This window comes from Paenibacillus whitsoniae (genome assembly GCF_003955665.1).
Lineage (GTDB): Bacteria > Bacillota > Bacilli > Paenibacillales > NBRC-103111 > Paenibacillus_E > Paenibacillus_E whitsoniae.
Genome location: NZ_RXHU01000049.1, coordinates 69910 through 88510, shown reverse-complemented (window position 1 = coordinate 88510; position 18601 = coordinate 69910). Strand labels below are relative to the sequence as shown.

At 52.3% G+C, this 18601-nt stretch carries 17 protein-coding genes; 13 read left to right on the top strand and 4 right to left on the bottom strand.

The window, feature by feature from the left end; all coding sequences use genetic code 11:
• Positions 1-5: 5 nt before the first annotated feature.
• The 3 genes from EJQ19_RS17130 (at position 6) to EJQ19_RS17120 (ending at position 2468) form a co-directional block, all read left to right on the top strand.
• Complete coding sequence (locus EJQ19_RS17130; protein ID WP_241242951.1) at positions 6-422, top strand: GlcG/HbpS family heme-binding protein; 417 nt, start codon at positions 6-8, stop codon at positions 420-422.
• Between the two features lie 140 nt (positions 423-562).
• The gene (locus tag EJQ19_RS17125; RefSeq protein WP_126142455.1) at positions 563-1801 is read left to right on the top strand and encodes a hypothetical protein; all 1239 of its coding nucleotides are present in this window, start codon (positions 563-565) and stop codon (positions 1799-1801) included.
• 22 nt (positions 1802-1823) lie between these two features.
• Positions 1824-2468: an NUDIX hydrolase gene (locus tag EJQ19_RS17120; RefSeq protein ID WP_126142454.1), complete on the top strand. Its 645-nt coding sequence runs from the start codon at positions 1824-1826 to the stop codon at positions 2466-2468.
• Positions 2469-2866: 398 nt separating this feature from the next.
• Here the strand turns inward: EJQ19_RS17120 and EJQ19_RS17115 are convergent, their stop codons facing one another.
• Genes EJQ19_RS17115 through kduI form a run of 4 tightly spaced genes read right to left on the bottom strand, consistent with a single transcriptional unit; the run spans position 2867 to position 6087 of the window.
• A complete protein-coding gene (locus tag EJQ19_RS17115; RefSeq protein ID WP_241242950.1) occupies positions 2867-3694 on the bottom strand; it encodes a sugar phosphate isomerase/epimerase family protein in 828 nt (275 codons plus the stop codon).
• A complete protein-coding gene (gene kduD, locus EJQ19_RS17110; RefSeq protein ID WP_126142452.1) occupies positions 3694-4446 on the bottom strand; it encodes a 2-dehydro-3-deoxy-D-gluconate 5-dehydrogenase KduD in 753 nt (250 codons plus the stop codon). Before kduD ends, EJQ19_RS17115 begins: the two co-directional genes overlap by 1 nt.
• A 17-nt stretch (positions 4447-4463) precedes the next feature.
• A complete protein-coding gene (locus EJQ19_RS17105) occupies positions 4464-5219 on the bottom strand; it encodes a DeoR/GlpR family DNA-binding transcription regulator (RefSeq protein ID WP_126142451.1) in 756 nt (251 codons plus the stop codon).
• Between the two features lie 34 nt (positions 5220-5253).
• The gene (gene kduI, locus EJQ19_RS17100; RefSeq protein ID WP_126142450.1) at positions 5254-6087 is read right to left on the bottom strand and encodes a 5-dehydro-4-deoxy-D-glucuronate isomerase; all 834 of its coding nucleotides are present in this window, start codon (positions 6085-6087) and stop codon (positions 5254-5256) included.
• A gap of 192 nt (positions 6088-6279) precedes the next feature.
• On the opposite strand from kduI, the gene EJQ19_RS31870 reads away from it, so the two are divergent.
• The 10 genes from EJQ19_RS31870 to EJQ19_RS17055 all read left to right on the top strand — a co-directional run bounded on the left by EJQ19_RS31870 (position 6280) and on the right by EJQ19_RS17055 (position 18576).
• A complete protein-coding gene (locus EJQ19_RS31870) occupies positions 6280-6438 on the top strand; it encodes a hypothetical protein (RefSeq protein ID WP_164716590.1) in 159 nt (52 codons plus the stop codon).
• A gap of 92 nt (positions 6439-6530) precedes the next feature.
• The gene (locus tag EJQ19_RS17095) at positions 6531-7436 is read left to right on the top strand and encodes an AraC family transcriptional regulator (protein WP_126142449.1); all 906 of its coding nucleotides are present in this window, start codon (positions 6531-6533) and stop codon (positions 7434-7436) included.
• A 113-nt stretch (positions 7437-7549) separates the two neighbouring features.
• Positions 7550-9058: an alpha-glucosidase/alpha-galactosidase gene (melA, locus tag EJQ19_RS17090; RefSeq protein ID WP_126142448.1), complete on the top strand. Its 1509-nt coding sequence runs from the start codon at positions 7550-7552 to the stop codon at positions 9056-9058.
• Between the two features lie 121 nt (positions 9059-9179).
• Positions 9180-9497 carry a cupin domain-containing protein gene (locus EJQ19_RS17085; RefSeq protein ID WP_126142447.1) on the top strand — a complete coding sequence of 106 codons (318 nt, stop codon included), beginning with the start codon at positions 9180-9182 and terminating at the stop codon, positions 9495-9497.
• 30 nt (positions 9498-9527) lie between these two features.
• The gene (locus tag EJQ19_RS17080; RefSeq protein WP_126142446.1) at positions 9528-9854 is read left to right on the top strand and encodes an L-rhamnose mutarotase; all 327 of its coding nucleotides are present in this window, start codon (positions 9528-9530) and stop codon (positions 9852-9854) included.
• Between the two features lie 199 nt (positions 9855-10053).
• Positions 10054-10980, top strand: coding sequence for a prenyltransferase (locus EJQ19_RS17075; RefSeq protein WP_126142445.1), 927 nt, complete (start codon positions 10054-10056; stop codon positions 10978-10980).
• Between the two features lie 36 nt (positions 10981-11016).
• A complete protein-coding gene (locus EJQ19_RS17070) occupies positions 11017-11745 on the top strand; it encodes a DUF6081 family protein (RefSeq protein ID WP_126142444.1) in 729 nt (242 codons plus the stop codon).
• Between the two features lie 150 nt (positions 11746-11895).
• Positions 11896-12654 carry a C1 family peptidase gene (locus EJQ19_RS17065; protein ID WP_126142443.1) on the top strand — a complete coding sequence of 253 codons (759 nt, stop codon included), beginning with the start codon at positions 11896-11898 and terminating at the stop codon, positions 12652-12654.
• Between the two features lie 36 nt (positions 12655-12690).
• The gene (locus tag EJQ19_RS17060) at positions 12691-12831 is read left to right on the top strand and encodes an N-acetylmuramoyl-L-alanine amidase (protein ID WP_126142442.1); all 141 of its coding nucleotides are present in this window, start codon (positions 12691-12693) and stop codon (positions 12829-12831) included.
• A gap of 357 nt (positions 12832-13188) precedes the next feature.
• The gene (locus EJQ19_RS17055; protein WP_126142441.1) at positions 13189-18576 is read left to right on the top strand and encodes an S-layer homology domain-containing protein; all 5388 of its coding nucleotides are present in this window, start codon (positions 13189-13191) and stop codon (positions 18574-18576) included.
• Positions 18577-18601 lie beyond the last annotated feature (25 nt).

Genomic DNA, 18601 nt, shown 5'->3' with positions numbered 1-18601 from the left:
GCGGCATAGCGGCCGCTCGAGCGCTTGGCGCCGCCGAGACGATCTGTATCGTCGACGACGGCGGCTATGTGCTGGCCATGGAGCGCATGGACGGAGCTCGGAATACGAGCCCGGAGCTGGCCATGGCCAAGGCGTTTACGGCGAGCGGCCATCGGCGCTCGACGCATCTGTTCAACCAGCCGGGCGGGCCTGCGGCGGTTGGCGGCGAAGCGTTCGGCATCCATGCGATGATGCCGGGGAAGTTTGCGATATTCGTCGGCGGCTTTCCGATCGTCGTGAACGGGGAAGTGATCGGCGGCGTCGGTGTGAGCGGCGGCGCGGGGCACGACGATATTGCCGTAGGCGTTGCCGCTTTGCAGGCGCTTCAGCAGCATGTGGGCGAAGCGTTTCACGTGCTGGCGGAAGCGGATATCAAACGCTGAGGCAGCACTTAGGGGCTATGCACCATGAAGTTTTGGTGAATAGTCTCTTTTCTTTTCCTATTATGGTAGAATAAGAGAGTTCATTGTGAGGTTACGCTAATCTACGTTTAGGCAGCACGCCATAGAAAGGAACGTTTACTGTGAAAAGAAGTATTGCTGCTCTCTCGCTTGCCGCGTTCTTGTTTACTCCGGCGCCAAGCCGTACTTATGCCGATTCGGACATGCAGGACCCGATGCCTTCCATCACGCTGATTGACAGCTTTAAGCTGTATCGGAGTCTAGACACGACGGCAGATCAGGTCATAGGCGCTTTGAGCCCACTGCAATCCGTTCAGATTTCCCGCTCGTACGGAGACAATCTGATGGGGCTCGTCACAGCGGATAAATTGCCTGTCGAAACATGGCTTGGCACAGCGTGGATTAACTTAAAGGAAGGCTCATATAAGCTGGGCAAACTGACATCTAAGGAGCAGACGATTACGCTGCTGGATGCGGAAACGGCTCTATGGGATGCTCCGCGAGGAGCAAGTGCCTATGCGCTGAGCCCGCAGCAGGTTCAAGCGATCGCGTCCATTCCTGATTGCGACCCGTACACACCTTGCCGCAATACGAATTCCTGGTTCCTTATCCATACTTCGTGGTTAGGCGATAAATGGGTTAGGCCGTTTTCTTATGCTGAAAAATATCAAGGTGTCCCGGTTGAAGGCAGCGTCCCCATCAACTCGGAGCGGCCGGTTTATCAATATCCGTTCGAGCAGCCATTAACGGGTGAGCCCAGGATCGAAGCCGGGCTGCTGAAGCCGCTTGCCAAGTACACCCATCAAGAGGGGATGGTTCCTCCGAGTATCTGGTATAAGGTGCAGACTTCGCTGGGAGAACGATGGGTTCCACAAGACAGTCGGTACGGTTTGGGGGTAGAAAAAGTTGAACCTTCAACGAAAATATGGGACATGCCCGTTCCGTTTCACGTTTTTGACGGGCCGTTCGTATATGGCTATACCGCAGACACTGAGGAGGCGTTCCAGCCGCAGCACATCCAGACAATTGGGCAAATCAGTGACTGGTACTTTTTTATTGACAGTAACGGGAACGGCAAGTGGGTTAGCCCGGCAATGGAAATTGCGTCTCAGTTGACCGGAGAGCTGGCACACGATGCCAAACTTGGCGTTAAAGAGGAGCTCGTCCGCATTGAATTGACGGAGATGTCTGTTGCGCTTGACCAACCGTACATTCCTCAGAACTGGGATCCCCGGAACATTCAGGGCGCAATGACGTTCTCCCCCCAAACGGTGACCGCTTCAAGAAGTTGGTCGTCTCCATCCGGCGAAACGTGGTACTATGTACATACTTGGCAGGGCCCTAAATGGGTCAGGCTCTAAACTTTAGACCGGGAGGAACGCCATGAATCTCAATTCATCCGATGATCTTAACCAGCCGAATTGGCTGCGTTGGGCGAAACAAATTCAGGCCATTGCGCAAAGCGGATTAACGTATTCCAGGGACGTCTATGATCGGGAACGTTTTGAAGAGCTGCGGGAGATGAGCGTCGAGATCATGGAGGCATATACCTTCGAATCCCGGGAGAAAATCAAGCTCACCTTCGCCAGCGACGAAGGCTATGCGACGCCGAAGGTAGACGTGCGCGGTGTTGTTTTCCGCGAGGGGCAGATTCTTCTCGTCAGAGAAAAAATCGACGGCGCCTGGTCGATGCCCGGCGGATGGGCGGACATTGGGTACTCGCCATCCGAGATCGCGGTGAAAGAGGTGCGGGAGGAAGCGGGATTCGAAGTAAAGCCCGAGCGGCTGCTCGCCGTGCTGGATAAAAAGTTCCACAATCACCCGCCGGAGCCTTATCATATCTACAAACTATTTATTCTTTGCGAAATCGTCGGCGGCCAGGCCGGCGGAGGGCTGGAGACGAGCGAAGTAGCTTTTTTCGCAGAGGACAATCTCCCGCCGCTGTCTCTGGAACGCAACACGGAGAAGCAAATCCAGCTGATGTTCGAGTACTTAAAGGACCCCGCTAAGCCGGTGATTGTCGACTAGCCGACGAAGCTGCATCATGTCGAGGGCTGCATGTCCTCGAAGTCCCATGCATCTACTCAACTGGAATTTCTCCATGTCATTTGCCGGGCAGGCTGTCTTTCCGCACCTTGAACGAGAAAACCTCCCGTTCAATTCGGCGATTTGGTCCAATTTGCCGTTGCTGCGTACGAATGAGCTGGAGGAATTCCAGTTCGTGTGCACCTTTAGCGGAAAACGCCTAAATGAACTGGAGAAATTCCAGTTGAGCTATGTGAGCAAGGCGATGGGACTTAGGGGCAAGGGAGCATTTAAAGTATGCGAGGCTCCTCAGTATCGATCGAGCGAAGAGGTAGAGCGGACCGACAACAGCAAAAGGTGTCCCCAAGCCAGTTTTCATGGCTCAGGGGACACCTTTATTTTTAGCGCAGTGCTCTCACATACTGCACCGTGCTGTCCAGCGTCGTGTCATCCAATTGCTCGAGGGACACATCGACCCAGGGCTTCACCGCGTGAAGCTTCTCGAGGAACGTCTTCGTCACGAAACGGCCTGTGCCGGAACGAACGGCTGTCAACTTGTCGCCTTCGACGACAAAGTCTTTCAAGTGCGCAAGCACGATGCGCGAACCGAACGTGGCCAGCGCATGATCGAGGAACGCTTCCTGCCTATCCACTTCCGTCGGCGGCAGCAGGTTCACCGGATCGAATACGACGCCGAGCGTGCTGGACGGAATTTCGTTCAGGATGCGAGTCATTTTCTCCGTCGAGGAAAGCGTGTGGGTGAACACCGGCTCCAGGCCGATGGTCACGCCCCAACGCTCCGCTTCCTCAGCGAGCTCTTCGAACGTCTGGCGGCAAATGTTCCAGCCGATTTCCTCGAAGCGCTCAGGATCTTGCCCGCGATAAGTTGTGAGATCGCCGGTTTCCGTCGCGACGATCGATGTGCCGAAATCGCGCGCGTAGCGCAGATGCTCTTTGAAACGGTCGATCTCATAGCGGCGCTGCTGCGCATCCGGATTGACCGGATTGATGTAACAGCCGAGCACGCCGATGCGCAGGCCGGCGCGGTCAAATTGCTCGCCGATATGACTCGCGAGCCCTGGGCTCAAGCGCCCAAGACTCGTATCGATGTCGGCGATCGCTTTGCTTAGCGCCAGCTGTACGAAGTCGATCGGGCGATTGCGCAGTTTGTCGGTGAGCGCCGCCAGAGGCAGGCAGCCAACGGTATGAGCAAGTGTGCCGAATCCCATTAGCGCGCCATCCATCCGCCGTCCACGCAAAGCACGTGGCCGTTCATGTAATCGGAAGCCTGGGAAGCCAGGAACACCACAGGACCTTTCAAGTCCTCAGGAGAACCCCAACGTCCTGCCGGGATACGATCGGTAATGGATTTGGTGCGCGCTTCATCCTTCAGGATCGGCGCCGTGTTGTTCGTTGTCATATAGCCAGGCGCGATGGCATTGATTTGAATGCCTTTGCCGGCCCATTCGTTCGCCAGCGCTTTCGTTACACCGGCAATCGCGTGCTTGCTTGCGGTGTAGCCAGGCACGTTAATGCCGCCTTGGTAGGTTAGCATGGAAGCGATGTTGATGATTTTGCCGCTGCCGCGTTCAATCATGTGACGGCCAACCAATTGGCACAGGAAGAACGCCGAATTCAGGTTGAGGTCAATCACGTCGTGCCAGTCTTGGCGCGCGTGATCAACCGCAGGTGTACGACGGATAATGCCCGCGTTGTTCACGAGAATGTCGATGCCGCCATAGATACCAATAGCGCGTTTTACTACATCTTCGAGCACGTCTTCGTTGCTCAGATCCGCTGCGATCAACTCGGCTTTGCCGCCAAGTGCGCGAATCGCTTCCACCGTTTGAACGCTTTCGGAGGAAGATACGGCAATCACGTTTGCACCGGCTTCCGCCAGTCCAATCGCCATGCCTTGACCGAGTCCGCCGGATGCGCCGGTTACGAGAGCTGTTTTACCTGCAAGATTAAAAAGTGTCATAACGTACCCCTTTTCCCCTAATGAGTGACAATATCGATGCCTGCGTCCCGGAAGCTTTGCGCGGTTTCATCGGAGAGACCGCTATCGGTCAGAATCATCGCCATTTCGGATAGCGAAGCGAACGTTCGCAAAGCGCACTGGCCGAATTTGTAATGGTCGACAACCCCGTAGACCGTCGCGCTGGACCCGATTAAAGCGCGTTTATACTCCACGAGATCGCTTGTGTAAATGGTAAAGCCGTGCTGAAGATGAACGCCGGTCGCCGATAGGAAAGCTTTTTGGATATTGAGCCCTTTCACGTATTCGACGGCTTCCGGTCCGGTCAACATATTCCTCAAGCGGTAGCCGCCGGGAACGACTAAGCGGATTTCATCTTTATGCACGAGCTCGGAGATGATAAAAAGATCGTTCGTCACCACCGTCAGCGGCTGATTGTCCAGCCGCCGGGCGATTTCAAGCGTGGTGCTGCCGCTGTCGAGGGCGATGATGTCCCGCGGCTGAATATATCGGAGCGCCAGGCTAGCAATTTCCGACTTTTTGTCAGTATGCTTGACGTTAGGCGCCTTCGCAGAAAGAATGCCAAGCTGGTCGCTTTGGGCCAGCATCGCGCCGCCATGTATGCGGACGAGCAGACCCTTTTCTTCCAACTTGGCCAAATCTTCGCGAATCGTTTTGCCGGTAACAGCCAGGCGTTCGCTAAGCTCGCTCACCGTAACTTCCTTCTGAGCAAGCAGCACCTCCATGATCGTTTCGTATCGGCGCAAAGGATTCATCGTGTATCATCCATTCTTTGGCCCGGAAGACCGATTATTTCAGGTCTTTCATCGCGACCGCGTCCATATCGTCGAACATTTGGTTTTCGCCTGCCATTCCCCAAATGAATGTGTAATTATTTGTACCAACACCGCTGTGAATGGACCAGCTAGGGGAGATGACCGCTTGCTCATTGCGCATCACGATGTGGCGCGTTTGCTGCGGCTCACCCATCATGTGGAAAACAACCGCATCTTCCGGCATATCGAAGTACAGGTACACTTCGGAACGGCGGTTGTGCGTGTGACTTGGCATGGTATTCCACATGTTGCCCGGTTTCAAGAGCGTCATGCCCATAACCAGTTGACAGCTTTGGATGCCGTCAAGGTGGATGTATTTGTAGATCGTGCGCTCATTGGACGTATTGATGCTGCCCAGGTGTGCAGGCGTCGCTTCGCTGATCGCCGCTTTCACCGTCGGGTACGTTTTGTGCGCAGGCGTGGAGTTGAAATAGAATTTCGCAGGCTCGGAAGCGTTGTCGCTAGCGAATGTAATTTCTTTGGAGCCAAGGCCGATGTAGATGCAGTCTTTGCTGTCCATGGTGTAAGCTGTGCCGTCAACGGTAATCGTACCGCGCGCGCCGATGTTGATGATGCCGATTTCGCGGCGCTCCAGGAAGTAGTCGGCAGCCATATTTTTACGATCGCTTTGCAATTGAACCGCTTGTGTCGTTGGCACAACGCCGCCGATGATAAAACGGTCTACGTGAGAGTAAACGAGCGTCACTTCATTTTCTTTGAAAAGGTTGCTGATTTGAAACTCGGATTGCAGACGTTCAGTGTCAAACTGTTTAACTTCATTCGGGTGGGACGCATAGCGAATATCCATGGATGAGGTCTCCTTTTTCACATTAGGTTTATTTGTGTTGATATGTGTTCATATAGGTTTAATTTACTCCAACTCTCGCGTTTAGGCAAGAGGGATTTCTCTGCTGCCTCGCGAGTGTGCATAAACATAGGCGATTACGCAAACAACAAGGAAACGAATGCAGCTTTACATTTCGATAGGAGGGTCTGCCCGATGGACAAAAGCCATTACTTCGATCATGTCTGCCAAGATACGATCCCTACAAAGCCGGAGGAAGAAGCTACCACGCCAACCGATTTGGTCAGCGAAGCGGTCGAGGAAATCATGGATAATGTGAAAAAGGCATTCTCGCCGCAAGACCGCGACGAGTAAGGCAAGTCCCTCCTGATCCCGGGAGGGATTTTCTTTTGTCTGCGTCCGGCTTACAATGACGGTAGACCCCTTAATGGAAAGGACGGAATCGCATGCCTGATGCACATGGACTATTTCCCGCCCGCTTGACGGAGGAGCACGTTCAACCGCAAGTGGTGGCGTATTATTTTAAGCAGTGGCAAGGGTTTCAAATGCCTTTTCATACCCACGAATTCGCGGAAATTATGTATGTCATTGACGGTACTTGCGACGTGGAATTGCAGCTGTCATCCCGCCAAATCAACTGTGTGAAGCTCAAAAAAGGGGAATTCATTGTGCTGGACGCTACCGTTCCGCACCGGCTGCTTGTCGGAGAAACGGGTCCGTGCCGCATGCTGAATGTTGAATTCCGCTACGTGCCGCATAGCGGCGCGCTGCCGTCCATTCTCCAGTTGGCCATGGCGGAGGAGGTCGTGGCGACTTTTTTAAAGGAGACGGAGTCTTACCTGGTGCTGCGCGATCCGGACGAGGTGTACTACGTCATGAAGAGCCTTGTGCTCGAGCTCGATAAAGGTGCCGGCCGCAGCGAGATGCTCGTTCAACTGTTGTTCGTGCAATTGCTCGTTCGTATCGCCAGACTGCGGGAAGAGACAAGGCAGGGCGCTTCCGAGCCAAGCGACTACTACGTCAAGCAAAGTATGGCATTTATGCAGCAAAATTATGACCGCGACATGCAGGTCAAAGACATTGCGCAAGCCGTTAGCCTGCACCCGGGCTATTTGCAGCGCATTTTCAAAAAGGTGACGGGCCAGACGATGATGGCGTACTTGACGACGCTGCGCATGGACAAAGCGTGCATGCTCCTGCTGGAAACCGATGTCCCGATCGCGGAGATTTGCGACTATGTCGGCATTGGCAGCCGGCAATATTTTCACATGCTGTTTAAGGCGCATACGAATCGGACGCCGGCGGAATATCGCAATTCCATGAACACGCACAAATGGATCGTTCCCAGATAGAGGTTAGAATTTTTGACAAAATGCTGCGATAGTGGTGAGGATTTTGATAACGGTTTCCTTGCGATGACTGATACAATGACGATGAAGATCAGTCAAGCGGGAGGACGAGAATAATGAGCAAATTTAAGGTAGCATTCATTGGGGCAGGCAGCATCGGATTTACGCGCAAATTGTTAGGGGATTTGCTGTCCGTTCCTGAGTTTTCGCAGATGGAAGTTGCTTTTACAGACATTAACGAGCACAATCTGGAGATGGTCACGGAACTGTGCCAGCGTGATATTCGCGAGAATGGACTCGCGATTCAGATTCAGTCGACGACAGACCGCAAGGAAGCGCTCAAGGATGCCAAATATGTGATCTGTACGATTCGCGTCGGCGGATTGGAGGCGTTTGCGACAGACGTGGACATCCCGCTGAAGTATGGAGTCGACCAATGCGTGGGTGATACGCTGTGCGCCGGCGGCATCATGTACGGACAGCGCGGCATCGCGGAAATGCTTCGCATTTGCGCGGATATCCGCGAGGTGGCGAGGCCGGATGCGACGTTGCTGAACTACGCGAATCCGATGGCGATGCTGACGTGGGCTTGCAACAAGTACGGCGGTGTCCGCACGATTGGGCTTTGCCACGGCGTTCAGCATGGCCACAAGCAAATTGCCGACGTATACGGTTTGAAACGCGAAGACGTGGACATCGTCTGCGCCGGCATCAATCATCAGACCTGGTACATTCAAGCGAAGCATAACGGCCAGGATTTGACTGCAGGTCTGCTTGAAGCGTTTGAAAAACACGAGGACTACGCGCGCACGGAGAAAGTCCGCATCGACATGCTGCGCCGCTTCGGCTATTACAGCACGGAATCGAACGGCCATCTCAGTGAATACGTGCCATGGTATCGCAAAAGAGCTGGCGAAATCCAGGACTGGATCGATCTCGGCTCCTGGATCAACGGCGAAACCGGCGGCTATTTGCGCGTCTGTACGGAAGGGCGCAGCTGGTTCGAGACGGATTTCCCGAACTGGATGAAAGATCCGGCGATGGTCTATGCGCCGGACCGCAGAAGCGATGAGCACGGTTCGTACATCATTGAAGGGCTGGAGACCGGCCGCGTATACCGCGGGCACTTCAACGTGGTGAACCGCGGCGTTATCTCGAACCTCCCAGCGGACTGCATCATTGAAGCGCCGGGCTATGTCGACCGCAACGGCATCTCGATGCCGCTTGTCGGAGATCTGCCGCTTGGGCCTGCTGCCGTGTGCAACGTCAGCATCTCCGTGCAGCGGCTGGCGGTGGAAGCGGCCGTCCATGGCGACGACAAGCTGCTGCGCCAGGCGTTCATGATGGACCCGCTCGTCGGCGCAGTGTGCAACCCGAAAGAGATTTGGCAAATGGTCGACGAGATGCTGATTGCCGGTGAGAAGTGGCTTCCGCAATACGCGGCAGCCATTGCCGAAGCAAAAGTGCGCATGGTATCCGGCAACCTCATCCCAACGCGAGCGAATGAGGGCGCAGCGCGCTTGAAAGTGAAAACCGTCGAGGAGATGCAGCTCGACCGCGATGCGGCGAACCGCAACGCCGGCGAGTCGGACAAAGGGAAAGACCGTGCGGCGACGACGGCTTAACTTCGTTCATTTGTTTTCAAGTATGTTCATTTGGGTTCCTTTCAGATATAATTGAAAAGTAAGTGAAGGATCGCGCTTGCGATCCTTTATTTCTTTTTAAGAATGAAAGGAGAACGTCGACATGTCGAATATCGGTGTATGGGAAGGCGCAGAACCCGGCGTCAAACGCTGCATTCTGAAAGCCGAAGGCGGTTTAATGATGATGGAGGTTCACTTCGAGCCTGGGGCAGTCGGTTACCAGCATAGCCATGTTCATGAGCAGATGTCCTATTGCTTGAAAGGGAAAATTGAATTTACGATCGACGGCGTTGTGACCGTAATTGAGCAGGGTCAAACGGTTTACATACCTAGCGGCGCACAGCACGGCGTGACGGCGTTGGAAGCGTCTGCACTCTTGGATGTGTTCACACCGATCCGCGAGGATCTTGTAAAAAGATAGATCTTACAACGCTAAGGAGGCAATTTCTCAATGAAAAACAGCGGCAAATTTGCTTGGACATGGACGATTAAGGAGGAAGCGCTGGACGAGTACGTTCGCATGCATTTGGAGCCTTGGCCGGAAATTATGGAAGAGCATAGCAAAGCGGGGATCCGCGATTACTCGATCTTCCAGAACGGCAATCAATTCTTCTATGTTTTCCACTGTGACGATTTGGATAAAGCGTTTGCTTATCTCGCAGAAAGTGAAGCATGCAACCGCTGGAATGCGATTACGTCCAAAATGGTCGTCGGCTCCTTCGACTTCCGCGAAGCGGTGCCGATTACGCCGATGCGCGAAGTGTTTTATCTCGAGTAGTCTTTCAATAAGGAAGAAGTCAAGGATGCCGGATGCGTTCCGGCATTCTTTTTTGCCGCTGTCAGCTTCCTCCAGACGAGGGACGGCTTGGTGTATAGGGAAACCATCTGTACTTGCCGGTCGGTTCTATTTGGGCTAACATGAGGGCATCGGCGATAGATTCGTAGCGTGATAGATGAAATAGAAAGGAACGTGGGCGATGAATAATTGGACATTATTCATGAAGCTTTCACGGTTCCGGGTCGTTCCGGTCATGGTGATTCCCGTTCTGCTAGGCGGCTTCGGCGCGCTGGTATGGAACGATACGTTTCATCCATGGCTTTTTGTTGTGACGATTATCGGGGCGGTGGCTGCGCATTTATTTTCCAATATGATTAACGATTTGTGGGATTTTCGCAACGGTATCGATATCGCGGCGAAAGAAACGGCGTCGACGATTTCCACGAATTCCGGATTTTTAGCTAATGGCACAATCAAGGAGAGGACGTTCAGCCTTGTGACGTGGGGACTTTTTGCGATTGCCCTGGTCAGCGGTGTTGTGCTCAGCTTGTTCAGCGGTTGGTTGGTGCTGGTATTTGGCGCATTAGGCGGGTTGATCGCTTACTTCTACGTCGCGCCTCCGATTAAGTTCGGCTACCGCGGCAAAGGCTATAGCGAGATTGCAATATTGCTGTCGTTCGGCATTTTGCCGACATTGGGCAGTTATTATGTGCAGACGAGTCAAGTTGCCATTCGGCCCATGATCTTGTCGTTGCCCATCGGGCTGCTGACTACGCTGATTCTGTTTAATCATCATTTCTTGCACTGGAGAGCCGATCAATCCGCAGGCAAAAAGACGCTGGTCGTCGTCTGGGGCGAACGGCGGGCTCTCTGGTTCAGTAAAGCATTATTTGCTCTGTCGTATATCGCGTTGATCGTATGTGTGATTGCCGGGGTTTTCCCCTATTATGCGCTGTTGGCCCTGTTTTCAGCCATTCCGGTTTACCGGGTTTACACTCTGTTGAAAGCCGAGAATCCGTCCCCGGCCTATCTCCCGTTGATGGGTGCTTCGGTAAAAGCCTCGACGCGAGGCGGCGTCATCATGATGCTTTCGCTCATTGTACAAGCAATTATTCAGCGGCTTTAGGTAAAGCCGACTACTTGCAAAGCGAGGTACACTCTTATGAGCAATCAATTTACCATTGGTGATTTTCATACGATTTTGGATGAGGGCGAAGTATGGAAAATCGGCGGCTTTCCGCTGCCGGACGGCTCGTTCTGGGAGTTTAGAGAACCGAATGCGACGGTTATCGTCCGCAACAACACGCTGTATGCGCGTGCGCAGCTAAGCCGCAAAAACGATTATGTACAGTTCCTCGACAATGCCAAGCATATGTACTACTCGGCCAAGGAAGTGGAGGTCCCTGAGAACGGAGCAATATCGTTCGAATTGCAAATTCGCGCCCGTACGACAGGGACGGCGCCCGGCGATTTGTATGACGGGTTCGTATCGCTGAATTTGCTTGATTTTACGACCGGCGCGGCACTGGATTTCTTCGCCGGCAATGACAAGTACGCAAGCGTGTACGCTGTGCTGCCATTTCCTGGCGTTCAGGTACCGGAGACGAATAAAACGCGGTATTTCTGCATTTTCAAAGAAGATACAAACTTCATGCCGCGTGAATTCAATACCTACCGCATCACGTACAACCGGGCCGCTGATGAGGTCATCTTCTTCGTCAACGGGGAAGAAGCGCGCCGCGAGCGGAATGTGCCGATTAAGTTCAACCGATTCACCGTTGCGCTAGGCATCATGACGGAAAAAGATTTGACCCCAGAAGGCAGCGTCTCGCTGCACGGTCAAACGGTTATCGGCGAATGGTCGCCGGTCACGGTTACGATGAAGGAATAAACGATACTTCGTTGAGCTCGCGCCAAAGAGTCCTTCGCTTCAATAGAAGCGGATGGGCTCTTTTTGTCATGCTGGCAAACGCACCTGCCCGCCTATGGGTGAATATACTGAAGTACGCTGGTTCGCCAGTTCCATAGGAGGAAAGAAACGATGCGCAAGTATACAGTCAGACGGGATTCCCGCGATTTCCGAGACCTTTCTTTCCGCAGCGTTACGTACGTTCGTGAGTCACAGCTGCCCAAGCGGGTCGATCTGCGCGGCGAGATGCCGCCGATTGTGAATCAGGGCGCGCTCGGCTCCTGCACGTCGAACGCGATCGTGTCCGGGCTTCGGGAGTTCTGGCTGCGTAAGGAACGGGGGACATCGACGCGACTTTCCCGTTTGTTCCACTATTGGCATGAACGCGAACTGGAGAACACGGTCATGCAGGATTCCGGCGCAACGATTCGCGACGGTATGAAAGTGCTTCATAAGACAGGCGTGTGTCCGGAGCGGGTATGGCCGTACCAGATCGCCAAGTTTCGCGAGGAGCCTTCGCCAGAGGCGGAATGGGCTGCGGGTTATTACCGAATCGACGGCTACCACCGGATTCACGATCTGGCCGGGATCAAAGCGGCGCTTGCGGAAGGCAATCCCGTTGTTTTTGGTATCTGGATATACAGCTCATTTACGGGCAAGACCGCCCGTACGACGGGGAAAATCCCACTGCCCAACCTTCGAACCGACAAGCTGCTAGGCGGTCATGCGCTACTGGCCGTCGGCTACCGGGAGGGCAAGCGGAAAGGCGAGGGTTACATCATTGCCCGCAATTCCTGGGGAAAAGCGTGGGGCGATCAGGGCTATTGCTACATCCCTTATGCTTTTTTCCGCAGCAGCAAACTGACTTTCGATTATTGGACCGGCAAATAACGACCGGGGAACCCCATCCATAGGAGGCCAAATACCATGCTAAGTGTAGAGGATGCCAATGTGATCATCTCTTTTTTGTCCGCGGCGTACTTCGCAACGGACGACCCGGAGGCGCGGGCGGAATTTCATCGTTTGGCAAACGAGGTTAGAAAGGCGTCGGGCCAACAACCCGAATAATTTTCAAGTGAAACGAGGGGCGGCTATGCCACTGCCACAGGAGCAACTGATGCTTCTTATTTTAGTGCTGTTCGTGCTATTGGTATTTATTCTGTGTTTGCTGTTGATGTGAAGAAAAGCCGGCTGCGGGGTATGCAGTCGGCTTTCGGCTTTTCAGGAGTATAGAACTAACTGTTTTCGCTTGTTTGTATCTTATTTATAACCAATGGTTTATTAAGCTTAGTTCTTTATACATATATAATTTGTAAAATATTATCATTCTGAAAGGAATTCTCAACTTTAATGTCGAAATTATACAAAAAATGGGCATCTGTGACAAAACTCAGAATCTAGATTAGAAAATGGAGGGAACTTATTTTGTTCAGAAAGGTATCGCTATTATTAATTTTTGCTCTTGCGCTTGCCAATTTCCAGTGGATATGGGACGGATCCCGCGCCGCGGCAAGCGGGGATGTGACGAAGAATGCGTCGGATGATGTTGTTATCGCGCTGGGACAAGGCTTTTCTGATGGTATTCCCGCACTCAATATTGTCGGGACGACCCCTAATAATAATGATCAAACACTTGTGAATGGTGTGGGGGTTTACCTCGGGGATTCTCTCGCGGCAGCCATTAAATTTACTGGGTTAAGCGGAACGCCTACTGCGAGCACGGTGCTGTTAAAGCTCGTAGTGCCTTATGTGTACTTTAATCATTCTGTTGCGCCTACCCCGTCCGATCTTAAAGTAAATCTTAGTGCGTCTAATAATACGACGTGGGCTGAGAGTGCGCAAACACTCCCATCCTCCGACACGGTTTTGCAACAAAATGTTCTTGTGGCTTCTTATAATAATGACGATTACGGCATCTTGAATTTGAATACTACGTATCCCGGCTGTGCGCCTGTAACTGGCAAGGTGCAGGGGTGCTTGATTTTCGATGTAACGAGTTACGTCAATAGTAAGCTTGCTGGTGGTGCGGTTACTTTTGTTCTTACCAGTCCTAATACGAGTGGAACCGCCTTGTTTACTTTTCATGACGATAATAATGCTACGTATCCATCTCAACTGATTTTCGCTGCCCCTTCTGATACGACGCCTCCCGTCGTAACTGGTGTGACGGAAGGCGGATTATATAACACGAATCGTGTGATTTCTTTTGATGAAGGCACAGCTACACTGAATGGTATTGGGTTTGCTAACGGAAGTACAGTAAGCGCGGAAGGTAATTATACGCTGATCGTTACGGACGCGGCGAGTAATGTGACGACCGTGCATTTTACGATCGACAAAACCGGCCCGACGGTAAACGGCGCAACCCATGGACAAAGCTACAACACGAACCGGACGCTGACGCTGAGCGACGGTACGGCAACACTGGACAACAACCCGTACACCGGCGGAACGGTCATAAGTACAGAAGGCACGCATACGTTGGTTGCGACCGACGCGGCGGGCAATACGACAACGGTGACGTTCACGATTGATAAAACAGCACCGACGGTGAGCGGCGTGACCGAAAGTGGTCTATATAAAGTAGATAAACAGATTACGTTTAACGAGGGCGTCGCGAAACTGGATGGCGTTAATTTCACCAGTGGCGATACGGTAAGCACGGAAGGCGATCATACGATAGTCGTCACGGACGCAGCAGGAAACTTGACGACGGTGCACTTTACGATCGATAAAACGGCTCCGGTGGTAACGGGAGCGACCCACGGACAAAGCTACAACACAGACCGAACGCTGACGCTGAGCGACGGTACGGCAACACTGGACAACAACCCGTACACGGGCGGAACGGTTATAAGCACAGAAGGCGAGCATACGCTGGTTGCGACCGACGCGGCGGGGAATACGACAACGGTGACGTTCACGATTGATAAAACAGCACCGACGGTGAGCGGCGTGACCGAAAGTGGTCTATATAAAGTAGATAAACAGATTACGTTTAACGAGGGCACCGCGAAGCTGGACGGCGTTAATTTCGCTAGTGGCGATACGGTAAACACGGAAGGCGATCATACGATAGTCGTCACGGATGCAGCAGGAAACTCGACGACCGTGCATTTCACGATCGATAAAACCGGCCCGACGGTAACGGGAGCGACCCACGGACAAAGCTACAACACAGACCGAACGCTGACGCTGAGCGACGGTACGGCAACACTGGACAACAACCCGTACACGGGCGGAACGGTTATTAGCACAGAAGGCGAGCATACGCTGGTTGCGACCGACGCGGCGGGGAATACGACAACGGTGACGTTCACGATTGATAAAACAGCACCGACGGTGAGCGGCGTGACTGAAAGTGGTCTATATAAAGTAGATAAACAGATTACGTTTGACGAGGGCACCGCGAAACTGGACGGCGTTAATTTCGCTAGTGGCGATACGGTAAACACGGAAGGCGATCATACGATTGTCGTAACGGATGCAGCAGGAAACTCGACGACGGTGCATTTCACGATCGACAAAACCGGCCCGACGGTAACGGGAGCGACCCACGGACAAAGCTACAACACAGACCGAACGCTGACGCTGAGCGACGGAACGGCAACACTGGACAACAACCCGTACACGGGCGGGACGGTTATTAGCACAGAAGGCGAGCATACGCTGGTTGCGACCGACGCGGCAGGCAATACGACAACGGTGACGTTCACGATTGATAAGACAGCACCGACGGTGAGCGGGGTGACCGAAAGTGGTCTATATAAGGAAGATAGACAGATTACGTTTAACGAGGGCATCGCGAAGTTGGATGGCGTTAATTTCACCAGTGGCGATACGGTAAGCACGGAAGGCGATCATACGATAGTCGTCACGGACGCAGCAGGAAACTTGACGACGGTGCATTTTACGATCGATAAAACGGCTCCGGTGGTAACGGGAGCGACCCACGGACAAAGCTACAAAAACGATGTTACACTGATAGTGAGTGGCGGCACGGCAAAACTGGACAATGCTTCATATACAGGTGAAACGATAAGCGCGGAAGGCACTTATACGCTGGTTGCGACTGACGCGGCAGGCAATACGACAACGGTGACGTTCACGATTGATAAAACAGCACCGACGGTGAGCGGCGTGACCGAAAGTGGTCTATATAAGGAAGATAGACAGATTACGTTTAACGAGGGCATCGCGAAGCTGGATGGCGTTAATTTCACCAGTGGCGATACGGTAAGCACGGAAGGCGATCATACGATAGTCGTCACGGACGCAGCAGGAAACTTGACGACGGTGCACTTTACGATCGATAAAACGGCTCCGGTGGTAACGGGGGCGGCAGACGGACAAAGCTATAAAACAGATATTACCTTGATAGTGAGTGGCGGCACGGCAAAACTGGACAATGCCCCATACACGGGCGGAACGGTTATAAGCACGGAAGGTGAGCATACGCTGGTTGCGACTGACGCGGCGGGGAACATGACGACGGTGACGTTCACGATTGACAAAACAGCCCCGATCGTCACAGGTGTAGAAGAAAACGGTTTGTATAAGGTGGATAAAGAGATCACCTTCAACGAAGGAAACGCGACGTTGGGCAGTTCTGCCTTTACCAGTGGAACAACGGTAAGCACGGAAGGTGCCCATACGCTAACTGTTACTGACACGGCTGGGAACGTGACGACGGTGCATTTTACCATCGACAAAACGGCTCCTGTAATCTCTGGCGCCGCCAACAACGGCAGCTACACAAATGATCTCCTCGTTAGCTTTAATGAAGGTACAGCGATGTTGGATGGATCTCCTTTTTCGAGCGGCAGCACAGTTAGTGTTGAAGGCGTCCATTCGCTTATCGTGAGAGATGAGGCAGGAAACGAAGTATCCATCCAGTTCACTTTGGACAAAACGGCACCGACGGGGTCCATTCAGATCAATAATGGAGATGCGACTGCCAAACACAAAGAGGTTGAACTGATCCTTGCTGCGTCGGATGGGAGCGGAGTAGGCGGTGTTCAAGCTCGGTTCTCAAACGATAACTCCGTATGGACAGAATGGGAGAGCCCTTCAGCAAGTAAAACGTGGACATTGACGAATGGCAAAGGCGAGAAAACCGTCTATATGCAGCTCAAAGACGCATTTGGGAACAGCGAAAATTATAGTGACACGATTACGTATAAATCGGTTCCTGCTATTACGAATCATGCGAAGTCTTTGACGGTCAATCAACAAGTGTACTTAACCGAGGACTACTTCGGGTATTCCAATGAAGACGAAAGTGACTTGCAACACATTAAAATTGTCACACTCCCAACCCATGGTACGCTCAAGCTTGGCAATTTAGCAGTGGTGGCAGATCAGGAGATTCCTTTTGCCGATATCGACAAATTATCGTTCACTCCGGATTCGTATTGGTCGGGTGAAACGAAAATCGTATGGAACAGCTACGATGGCGAGCTTTACGCAGATCACGACGCTACAATTACACTTACCTATGTAGATAACTCTAGCACGGATACACCTCCGCCTGCTGCTGGAGGCGGTGCTGTAGTTGAGGATGGAGTCCAGGTCATTGTAAATGGGGTCGTTCAGGAGAAGCTAGCTACGGCAAAGAGTGAAACGACGCCTGAGGGGCGCCGGCGCAGCACCATTACGATTGATGAAGCGAAGATGAATGCCAAGCTTGAAAAGGAAGGCAATAAGGCTGTTGTGACCATTCCGTTCACGAAGGATGCGGATCAAGTATTTGGTGTATTAAATGGGCAAATGGTCAAAAACATGGAAACCCGGGAAGCGGTGCTGCAAGTTCAAACGAAGACTGCTTCTTACTCGATTCCTGCGCAACAAATCAATATTGACGCGGTTTCTGCCGCTTTTAATGGCATGGTTGCACTGAAGGATATTGAAGTAAAGGTTGAGATTTCGAATTTATCGCCAAATGATCCGGCTGTAACTGTTCAAAGACAGAAAAATGGCAATGTGACGATTATCGCGCCGGCTGTGGAATTTAATCTAATTGGAAGTTACAACGGCAAAGAAGTGGAAGTCAGCAAGTTTAATGCTTATGTCGAACGAACGATTGCCATTCCTGATGGCGTAGATCCGAAAAAAATTACAACTGGTGTTGTGGCGATGGCGGACGGTACTTTCGTCCACGTGCCAACAAGAGTCATTCAAAAGGATGGCAAATATTTTGCGGTTATTAATAGCTTAACCAACAGTATCTATTCGGTTATTTATAATGAAAAATCGTTCCTGGATGTTGTTGGACACTGGTCTGAGACTGCTGTTGATGAGATGGGAGCAAGGCTTGTTATCAATGGTATTGACGATTCGCATTTTGCTCCTGATCGAGCAATTACACGAGCAGAATTTACGGCTGTTGTTGTGCGTGCATTAGGCTTGCGCGAGTCCAATCATTCAATTGCATACGGGGATGTGGCGAAAGGAGATTGGTTCTACACAGCCGTTGCTATTGCTCAGGAATACGGCTTAGTTCAGGGATACAGTGACGCTAGTTTCGCTCCTGAGCAACCGATCAGCCGTCAGGAAGCTATGGTTATTGTGAAGCGTGCCTTGAAGCTCGCTGGTCATGACAAAACCCTGTCAGCGAGTCAAATCGCAGATCGACTTGGAGCGTTTAGCGATAGCCAAGCATTTGGCGATTGGGCTCAAAGCGCTGCGGCGCTGTGCATGGAGATGAACATTGTTGAAGGCAGCGAAGGCTTTGCTCGTCCGACGAGCGACATCACGCGAGCGGAAACAGCAGTCATCATACTGAGAATGCTGGAAGCGGCTGATTTAATTTAAAAATAATGAAAAAACCGGGAAACAC